At 36.8% G+C, this 9,643-nt stretch carries 10 protein-coding genes and 2 pseudogenes; 3 read left to right on the top strand and 9 right to left on the bottom strand.

The features are described from left to right. Positions 1 to 3: 3 nt before the first annotated feature. The 6 genes from JWG44_RS09955 to JWG44_RS09980 all read right to left on the bottom strand — a co-directional run bounded on the left by JWG44_RS09955 (position 4) and on the right by JWG44_RS09980 (position 4,303). On the bottom strand, positions 4 to 615 hold the full coding sequence (locus tag JWG44_RS09955) for an SURF1 family cytochrome oxidase biogenesis protein (RefSeq protein WP_205274803.1): 612 nt from the start codon (positions 613 to 615) through the stop codon (positions 4 to 6). Beyond that, positions 612 to 1,148, bottom strand: coding sequence for a MepB family protein (locus JWG44_RS09960; RefSeq protein WP_205274804.1), 537 nt, complete (start codon positions 1,146 to 1,148; stop codon positions 612 to 614). The genes JWG44_RS09955 and JWG44_RS09960 overlap by 4 nt, the downstream gene beginning before the upstream one ends. A gap of 78 nt (positions 1,149 to 1,226) precedes the next feature. Further along, the gene (locus JWG44_RS09965) at positions 1,227 to 1,619 is read right to left on the bottom strand and encodes a hypothetical protein (protein WP_205274805.1); all 393 of its coding nucleotides are present in this window, start codon (positions 1,617 to 1,619) and stop codon (positions 1,227 to 1,229) included. Between the two features lie 183 nt (positions 1,620 to 1,802). Beyond that, entirely contained in the window at positions 1,803 to 2,165 is a 363-nt protein-coding gene (locus JWG44_RS09970; RefSeq protein ID WP_205274815.1) for an iron chaperone, read from the bottom strand. Between the two features lie 557 nt (positions 2,166 to 2,722). Then, the gene (locus tag JWG44_RS22650) at positions 2,723 to 3,646 is read right to left on the bottom strand and encodes an LIC10906 family membrane protein (RefSeq protein ID WP_205274806.1); all 924 of its coding nucleotides are present in this window, start codon (positions 3,644 to 3,646) and stop codon (positions 2,723 to 2,725) included. A gap of 15 nt (positions 3,647 to 3,661) precedes the next feature. Continuing rightward, positions 3,662 to 4,303, bottom strand: a complete 642-nt coding sequence (locus JWG44_RS09980; protein WP_205274807.1) for an LBL_2463 family protein — start codon at positions 4,301 to 4,303, stop codon at positions 3,662 to 3,664. A gap of 710 nt (positions 4,304 to 5,013) precedes the next feature. Between JWG44_RS09980 and JWG44_RS09985 the strand changes: the two are divergent. Then, a pseudogene (locus JWG44_RS09985) lies at positions 5,014 to 5,257 on the top strand (transposase); the annotation flags it as partial. Continuing rightward, positions 5,231 to 5,539, top strand: a complete 309-nt coding sequence (locus JWG44_RS22655) for a hypothetical protein (RefSeq protein ID WP_408611945.1) — start codon at positions 5,231 to 5,233, stop codon at positions 5,537 to 5,539. The pseudogene JWG44_RS09985 and the gene JWG44_RS22655, both read left to right, overlap by 27 nt. Positions 5,540 to 5,582: 43 nt before the next feature. On the opposite strand, the gene JWG44_RS09990 is transcribed toward JWG44_RS22655, so the two are convergent. Next, entirely contained in the window at positions 5,583 to 5,969 is a 387-nt protein-coding gene (locus tag JWG44_RS09990; protein ID WP_205274808.1) for a helix-turn-helix domain-containing protein, read from the bottom strand. A gap of 255 nt (positions 5,970 to 6,224) precedes the next feature. On the opposite strand from JWG44_RS09990, the gene JWG44_RS09995 reads away from it, so the two are divergent. Beyond that, on the top strand, positions 6,225 to 7,130 hold the full coding sequence (locus JWG44_RS09995) for an LIC10906 family membrane protein (protein ID WP_205274809.1): 906 nt from the start codon (positions 6,225 to 6,227) through the stop codon (positions 7,128 to 7,130). Here JWG44_RS09995 and JWG44_RS10000 read toward each other — a convergent pair. Together JWG44_RS10000 and JWG44_RS22660 are read right to left on the bottom strand one after the other, a co-directional pair. Beyond that, positions 7,123 to 7,575: an XRE family transcriptional regulator gene (locus tag JWG44_RS10000; RefSeq protein ID WP_205274810.1), complete on the bottom strand. Its 453-nt coding sequence runs from the start codon at positions 7,573 to 7,575 to the stop codon at positions 7,123 to 7,125. The two genes, JWG44_RS09995 and JWG44_RS10000, sit on opposite strands and share 8 nt — an antisense overlap. Positions 7,576 to 8,056: 481 nt before the next feature. Continuing rightward, a pseudogene (locus tag JWG44_RS22660) lies at positions 8,057 to 9,029 on the bottom strand (integrase core domain-containing protein). Positions 9,030 to 9,643: the final 614 nt, after the last annotated feature.

A 9,643-nucleotide genomic window follows, 5' to 3' on the forward strand; every position in this document is an offset into this window, starting at 1 on the left:
ACTTCAATAACCTTCGATCAAATCCAGACAAATCGGGAGAGCGTTTAGAGCATAGGGAGGTAAATTAGAAGCGATCTTTTTATCATCTACTTCGTTCCAGAGTTCTATAATACTTTTAGGTTTTAGAATTACGACGCCTGTTTTTTCGTAGACGTCCGGAGTCGATGGATTCCGTATCCTTCCAAAAATCGAAATCGGATCCCTAAACAGAGGTTCTTTATAGTTGAGGTATTTGTATCTATGATTCGTTCCTTTTTGAGGAATCCAACCTACGTTGACCAACACTGCGTCTAACGCATACCAGGAAGGCCAACCTAAAGAGGGATTCGATTCTCTGAGAAATGAAAAAGGTTTCAAAACCAGATAGCCTCTTTCTCCTTCTTTTGTTGCCTCCTCCAGTATTTCCAGTTCGTGAAAAAAACCGGAGAGAGAAACGAATCCACCTCGTTTTCCAGCGGAGGAAACTTTTTTTTGGGTAAGAATTTTTGCCTCCGAAGGAGTTTCAGTTTTAAGGACGATCCTTTGAGGATCGTAAACGATACGATCGCAGGAAAGAAAAAAGAAATTGGTTACGATCCAAAAGAAGACCAAACTTCGACGTAAACCCACTTTCATTTTTCAAAGCCTAAAAGTTTGAGTAAATTCTTCCGATCCATCCTGCGGTCCGCGGACTTCTCCATAAAATAATTTAACTGCCAGGTTTGAGTTTTTTGAGCCTGTTTGTTAAGCGAAATGTCCCAGGAAGGATAGATTCTAAAACCACGCTTCCCTTCCTTCTTACCGGAGAGAATTCCATTCTTATATAAAACCTCTTTTGGAAAAATAAATTGTCCGGAACGGTTTGGAAGATTTGCGGCAATGATATAATAATCGATATCGTCCCGAATATGATACGGTTCGATCGGATCACCCGTCTTATTTCGTTTCCAAAGAGTAACAAATTGACCGGCCTTTGTCGGGGTGATCTTGGCGATGCGGAATGCAATCTTTCTGTTTTCGAGTTCGAAACGGCAAGCGCCGTATTCTATACTTTCTTTTTCGATCCGTAAATTTGCGACTTCTAAATCCAGAAGATCAAAAAGTTTCCTCTGAATCTCTTTGAGCGTTTCCCGCGGAATGTTATTTTCCGACGTTTTCCGTTCTTCCATCGTTAGAGAGAGAGGATTCCTTTTTTTGTTTGTCATCGATTTTTTTTCGCTTTATACGATGTAAATATTTTCACTTCTTCAAACCAGGAGAAAACAAAATAAAGCAAGCAAGAACGTAAGAGGCGTAAAAAGAATACTCTCCAGACCGTTGAGAGAATTCAAGTTCCCGATCGTATTCAAAGAAAAAAGAACGATCATTATCCAGAGAATGATCTTAAGAACCGAATCTGAAAAGTATCTTCGAATATATCCGCGTTCCATAAGAATTACAAAAAGGAAGAATAGATTTAAAGAAATGGAAACGACTTCGAATCCATACATCTGTTGTGAATTCTGAAGCCGACCACCCCAAACAATCGTATAAGGAATGATCCCGATCAAAACGAGAAAATGAAAAACAAAAATAATCGAAAAAATCCCGATCAGGATTCTTCCAATATTTTTCTTCAGTTCCGGATCCTGGAGAAACATGGTTCTAATTCCTTTTTAATTCTAATTTTAATTCTAATTTTAATTCTTTTTCGAATTTTCTCTAAATACAAGAATCGAAAAATCCCTTTCGAAGAGAATTCCTCATGTATCTAACGATTTAAGAATCGGGTCGCTTTTTTAGGTAAACAGAAGTTACAGAAATCGCGGGCCTGTCAATTTATTTCAGTTCGATTTCTTTTTGTTTTCTTCAACCCTCAATTTTACGATTTTTGAAATGAGAGTTTTCGGCAATTTTCGATCCAAAGGAAATTGTATCGCCCCTTTCGAACATTTATACGGAGCCAAGTCCTTTTCAAATTCTATCGTTGCAATCGATGTATGATAAAATCCGAGATGCTTTTTAAAAGCCGCAAAATACACCAAATTACCGTTATATTCAAATGCCGGCATATTATAACTGATCTTTTCCTTTGCCATAGGAGCCGATTTTTGCACGATGTCTCTCATTTCGCTTAATATTTCTCGAATTTCCTTCGGGAAAGAAGTTATGTATTCTTCGATTGTTTTAAACTTCACACCAGACATAGGACTGTTTTTTTTCTCGGGTTCTTTAAAACTCACTTTGAGAGATTTCATTTCCTTTTCAATCAGCGCGATCGCGTTAGGTCCGATTCCGTGAAGTTGTGAAATTTCTTTCTTTGTATACTTTGTAAAGTCCTCGACTTTTTTTAACTTTAACGCGAGGATCGCTCGTTTTGCAGGGTTGGAAAGGTTTTCTAAGAGAGTGTTCAGCATTATACGATTTTCCCGTAACTAATCTCAGGCGGTCTTTCAATCTGATTTCAAGCTTTTTTTGACTTCATTTACTTTTGTGATAATTCTAATCTTAAAAAAGCAGAACTTTTCTCACCGCTTTTGCGGTTACAATTGGGGAAGCCATCAGTTCATCAGTCACGCCACGGGGCAATCTTGCTCGGGTTTAGCGCACGTTAGCAATAGTTGCCCTGGATCCGATTTCTTCCAAATTTATCAGTCAGTTGAATGATTTTCAACATTCTATCCGAACCTAAGTGGCCATTTGATCCATCCCAATAGTACGTAAACACCTTCAGGCTGAATTGAAATGTTCGACCTACAACAGTTTACTTCATGAAACGTTCAATGAAAGAGGTAATCTTTCTAATTTGTGATCGATGTTTCATTTCCGAACTTTTCTGAAACACCATATAATATTGCATAATATAGTTTACAACCTCGACTCTACTGTTTCTAAGTTGTAGCCGATAGTCCAAAGGATCCATAAGGTAATGAAGGGCCAATACTGGTTTAAAAGTTAGGCGGCTAAGCAAAGGTAATTGTCTCTTCGCAATAAAGTGACTTCTTAAAACCATCGCTCGCGTTTGAAAAGCATCATATTGCAGAATAGCAACCGCCCAAAAGAGCGTGGATGGTATCAGTCCTAGCGAAGATAAATACCCTTTTGAGATTCCGAAAAAAGGTAGAATATATACAAATAAAATTGAAACCAAAAGACCAACGGATGTTCCTAAAAGGAGAAGAGTGAATCGAACCCGAACCGCTCCTCTTGAGTTCCATGCTTTCTTATACATTAAATAAATAGAATTTCCAACGTATAGTATCGAATAGAAAATTAGAATATGATAGGCGAAATAAGTCTTATATACTGAGGTATCGTAATTTTTAACTTCAATTGTCTTTAAAAAAAGACATGATAAAACTAAATAACCAACTAAAACGATATCAAAACTTTTTCGAAATCGGGACGGTCTGTATTTTTCATCAATGATAAAGTTTGTCAACCGATTCATGAGAAAGGGAGCTAACGTGACGGATATCAACGTCCAGTTTGGAGCGATTGGCCGAAGGGAATCTGGGATAAAATAACGAATCCCCGAGGCAAACACCCAAATGCTTAAGACAGTCGATAGAGCAAAAAAATAGGAACGGACGTATGGAGGTTTGACAACACTCGACTTAAAAACATAGATTCCCAAAGATAAGACAATAAAAGAACAAAAAAGGTTTATATCCAACGAAACATTCATATTTTTTCCTGAACATTACGATCTTCTTGCGGCAATTTTTTGTAAACTTGTTTTATTTATTTCAATTGGGTTTAAAAGAACAAGCTCGCCATTCGAATAGTCGCCAGGAAAATAGATCGGAATTCTGAATTGAGTCGATTTTTGAGCGCCCGCTGAGAAATAGATTCTCTCAATCGCTTTTGATCTTTGCGGATACATGCCGTAAACTTTTTCATAACCTTGCTCTATGCAATGTTTAGCAACCATTTGGAAATTTTGCAACGCCGCCCTTCCACCTTTCGGAGAATTTATAAAAGCAACGTTATTCCAATCGGCCACTTTCTTTTCAATTACAGCATAACGCTGGGGAGGATTCGATCCTAAAATAACGCCTAATTCTAAAGGAATAAAGTTATTCGGCTTTTTTTCCACAACACGCATTGCTGATAAAATGGCCCCTTCTTCATCCATTACGTAAAACCACGTCGACCATGGGTCTAAATTTACAGACGCGTATTCCGATTTGTTATAACCGGCGGTAGTAAACACGAAACGAATAAAATTCTTCACTCTCGCCAATTCAATGGGATTTTCTACGCCCTGAATGGACTTTTCTATAAATTGGTTTTTATGATTCGATCGTTTGAGCTTAGGTTTCTCTACTGCTATATGTGACATAATTTCTAAATTATGTCACATATAGCGATCTGAATCGAGCAATTTTTTGAAATCTCCCTTTTTTGTACTTAGTGGTAGTATTTAAAATCCCCCCAAGCTTTCACATTTAAACAGATCCTGTTGTCTCAGCAGAGGCTATTTGGTATTCTTGAATTTCAGAAGTTTCTCAATTTTCGATCGGCCGACGGGTTTTTGCAAATTTTGGAGCCAATCTACTGCGTTACATTCGTTTCGCATTTTATAGTAAACCTTCAACGAACTCAGCTCGCGTTGATTCAAAGTTTCGTAGCTTCATTTAAATCCCTACAAATCAAATCGCTCGCATACCGTCTATTTAGAGCAATTTTATAAAAGATAGTCCCACATACCACCGTGATTACGCCCTACCTATAAGATCCGGGACTCCAAATTCGGCTGCGTTTTGACCCCCATGGATTTGATCTTCTCCGAAACGTTTCTTCGAATTTATTCTGTCAAGTTCATCCTGTTCCGATCACCCGCGCTGGTGACAATCGGATTCTGCTTGAGGTAAATAATCCTTGGTAAAATGATTTTACCAGTCCGGAAAAATCGAGACTGTAGTTACCCCACTTAAAACCGTACACCTGAGTTAGCTCATAAACAAAAGGAGCAATACTATGAATAGTACTAGTATGAATGACACGGTTCACGTCATCACCTCTGTTCAGCGAAGAAGAAGATGGTCTTCGATAGAGAAGGAACAGATAGTAAAAGAGACTTTTGAACCTGGAAATTCGGTTTCTTTAGTTGCGAGAAAGTATAATATATCCCCCAGTCAACTCTTCCAGTGGAGGCTGTTTATGGAAAACGGTGCAAGCAAAGGAATCGAAGGTTTCCAATGACAAGAATCGCGTTCTCCGAACAAAACATTCGATCAGCGAATTTAAAGAGCATATCTTGCAGACGATCAAAGATGTCTGTCATGATAGACCCACCTACAGGCATCCAAGAATTACAGCGATCGTCAATCGGATCAATAAAAGCAGGGATTTACCGCGAGTGAATCATAAACGGATCTACCGAATCATGAAGGAACAAAACCAGCTTTTACAAAGAAATGCACCAAGATTAAAACGGACCCATGAAGGGAAAATTATCACATTAAAAAGCAACGCAAGGTGGTGTTCCGATATCTTACGTAACTCCAAAGACAACGTGCTTTTCGAGCCACTTAAGAGAATATTAACCGCTATAGAATTAAATTTAGAAATCTAATTTTTAGAGAATTAGAAAACACAAGAAAGTTTGAATAAAAGCTCTATGTATCCTTCGTTAAGCTGGAAATTAGTCTACGCGCGATTTCAAATTCCTTCTTCGGTAAGTCCGATAAAGTCTCTATTAATTCTTTAAGAACTTTATTTGTGGAAATTTTTTTCAAAACCTCTGAATTCAGTTCATGTTTGTTCAATTTGGATTGAAAGCCGGGCTTCGGTATTCTTTCCGGATTTTCACCTCTCAAAGTCCATTCCCGACGAAAGCCATGGACCATTTCAATAGTAATGGCTGCATCTTCAGGGATAGGAAATCGACCACTTAACCAACCGCTGACGGTTTGTTTGGACTTACCAATCGTTTTTCCAAATTCCGTTTGATTGCCTTCAAAATGGTTAAGTATGATTTTAAGTCTTTTTTTTTGTTCGTTCAAAATATGTCCGAAAATAATACTTTCCAGTAAACGAAAGTATTGTAATAATACCTTATCTTGTCAAAAAGTTGGGCTAAATTTAAAAAAAATAGAAACTGGCTGGCAAAATGCAACACAAAAGCTATAGAATAAAAAGTAAAAAAAAATCGTTTTTAAAATACCATATTTTCATAACGGATATAAAAGTTAGATGAACGTAAATTAAAAGCGATGAAAAATTATGAGTGTTTTTATTCTATAGGATAGGACCGAGCTTTGAATCCAAATATTTTTTTCCCCATTTTAACTGGCCTACTCCATTTTTCATTTGGTGTATACGTTTTTAGACTAAAGCCGAAACAACATATTCAAGGCAGCTTCTTAATACTCAGCTTACTCCTATCAATGTGGTTGATGATATTAGGTTTTAGAGAATTCCTGCCGATCAGTTATCGAAATATTGCTCTCAATATCACATTTCTTCCGATTTCATTCGCCCCTTTTGTTCTCTATTATCTTTGTTCAAAGTTAGAAAATCCTCGAAAAAAAATTCCGATTTGGGCAATCGTAACGGCTTCATTCGGGCAATCATACATAGTCTTCACCTGTATTTCACAAAATATGGCTACTCTCAAAGATCCGGAAAATTTCATTTTCGATTTCAACGCAAATTATCACATACTTGTTCTCTATTTAGTTTTCTGGGTGGTTTTATCGATTTATACCGTGACGCGAAAAATGGTAATTCAAAGAGGTGAATTTAAAGTTCGATTGTTCTTGGTCTTAATCGGTGCGTTGCTTGCATTACCACTAACGACACTATTCGTTTATTTCCTACCTTTATTAGGATTTTATAAACCGTATCTCTCTTCGATCGGGCTTATTATTTCTTCCATATTTTGGGCGGTCGCGATTTTACACTACGATGCATTCCGAATCAAATCCGGTGTATTAAAAGGTGAAAAAGTAACCTTCATTAACAGGTTAGCATCCGGGGGATTTTTGAAACTCCTGCAGAAACTTGATCCGATGCGTTTTATCCAAAAAAGATCGAAAGAAAAGGCGGAAATCACCAAGGAAATTCTAATTCATGACTATAATCTCGCCATTAATCGAGGAGAACTTTCCGTTGAAAAAAGAGCGGAAATACTTTCTAAAAAATTCGGCAAATATTTTAAGTAGGATTGGAGTAGCTCTTTGAAACAGCTTGGATCATGTGATATATTAATGCTCGAGATTCCGGCGGTATGTCTCGGTAAAGAGAGATGAGTATTTCTTCCGCTTTATCGGAAGAAATTTTATTCCAAAGGAAATCCCTTTTTTTCATTTTTGTAATTGTGTCAGAGTTATTTTCTTCATGTGGTGAATTTAGTTCGGGATTTCCGGTCCCTCTCGTTAACCAGAGTCCGGAAATGCGGTGAACAGTTTCGATTTCCGCAGCAATTTTATCCAATAAAGGACGTTTATCATTGCATATATAGCTAATGTAATTTTGAGATTTACCAATAGAAATAGCAAAATCTTCATCGTTCATTGCTAATATATTTTTAATAACGTAACGAAGCCTTTTTCCTGGAGTGGAAAAATCGACATTTTCAAATGAGATTGTGATAATTTTATTTGACATAAATCACAAAATGATTCAGCCTCATTTTATGAAATCCTTTGGAAATTCAATAAAAAAAATAAGACCGAACTTCTAATTCTAACTATTCTAAAAGAAGAATCATAAAAAGAAACTTTGTTTTCCGCCGATTTTCGACCATATTAAGATTTTTTTAACATAAAGAAGAAATAATTAGAATATCTGTAATCTCCGTATTCTTATCAAATGCGGAGAACCATCTAAGCCGCTTAATAATTTTCTTTTAAATCTATCAATTGATAACATTGTATTGTCGTGATTCTTAGAGATATTATAGCTGTCTAAAATTGGAAGACTTCCTTTGCCCCCGATTCTTTTTGTAGAAGAAAATTACCCAAAGGACAAGTATAAAACAAATGGAAAGCACACTTGAAATTACCAAGGAGATATTTCCGTTCTACAGCAAAAAATGAATTGGAGAATATGAGATTTTTTAGTACCAGTGTAATATATAAAAATCCTCTTAAGCAGATCTCCTTAAATATTCTTCAGGAGTCAATTCCCTAAGCGAACTATGCGGCCTTTCTGAATTGTAGAAGTTTCTCCAATCTTCGACAAGCTGCTGGGCTTCTTCAATATTTTGGGATCAGTTTTCGTTTAAACATTCGTTTCGCATTTTTCCATTAAAACTTTCTATAAAGGCATTATCGGCTGGCTTTCCGGGAGTTATGAAATGAATATCGACTCCTCTTTCGGAGGCCCAATTTAAAAAGTTTTCGATGTAAATTCAGGCTTAGTTGCTCTACCGCTAAACGTCCGTAGTCATCAATGATATTCAGAATTCTGAATATTCTTTCCGAATAAAATGAATCCGACTGAAGTCCATGGACCATCGTTTTCCTGAATTCTTAGGAAGAAGCTTTAGAACCGTAGGCAATGAGATTCTCTTTCACTTTCGCTTGATTCGATATTTAAGCCCAATTCTGAATACAAACGATAGATTCGCTTATGATTGACCGGTCCTCTTGTCAGATGAAATCATGGATCTGCGGTAACCGACCCTTTTATATTTATATGCTAAAAACGGATCCGGTCCTTTAGTTCCCTATCTTTTTCAAAAGTCTTAGAAGGATGCCAAAAGCCAGTTCTGGAAATTTGTAAAAGACGACAAGATTTGCGTTCTCCTAATTGCGGTTTGATTAACATGATCGCATCCTGTTTATGCTCTCGGCTTACCACTTTTTTTCGAGCAGCATTTTGATGGCTTCGTTTTTCAAAGCAAACTCCGCATAGAGATTCTTGAGCATGTTATTTTTATCTTCTAACGATTTCATACGTTTTAAATCGTTTAGTTCCATGCCTCCGTATTTGGATCGCCATCTATAAAAGGTATTCGCACTGATCCCATGCTTACGACACACCTCTGAAGTTAAAACTCCTGACTCCGATTCCTTTAGTATCTTATAGATCCGATCTTCGTTAAAGTGCTTCTTCATATTTTCCTCAAAAGTTAACATATCTTTGGAGGATTTTCAACATTCTAATTGGCACTAAATTCCGGAGCTAGGTCAATTTTAAGAATACTCTTTTTCATCTTCCTTAAATTCTCCTAAATTAATAATTTCGAATAAACGATTTTCTACTATAGATTCAGAATTTGTTTAAAGCTGTTTTTTGACAACTGTTTTCATTTTATAAAATGGGATTTAAAAGAGTGTACAGTTAATCTGATTAGGGTTTCAATCACACCTTTCTGGCGGGTGAAGTCTTTCAATTTCTTTACCTTCGCTTCTTTATATTCAAGATCAAAAACGACAAAAAAAACTGATGATAATCGCACCAAGCATGTCCCTTTTCAAAGCTTTTTCCCAAGCAACGTATGTGGAAACCAACCGCATACGATTGAGTCAAACTGAGATGGGATAAAAATACGAGCCTGGTCGCTGACTTGTCCTGAATTGCATCCGTGAATTTTTTAATCTGAGGACTATATGCTTCTTAGCAATTTGCCTCGAATCAAATTTAGTATATTCACTTGTTTTCCACAACCGAATCAGCACTCGTATATTCAATACCTTCTTCCACACTTCCTAATTGGGACGGACTTCCA

The organism is Leptospira ainazelensis, from assembly GCF_016918785.1.
GTDB classification, from domain to species: domain Bacteria; phylum Spirochaetota; class Leptospiria; order Leptospirales; family Leptospiraceae; genus Leptospira; species Leptospira ainazelensis.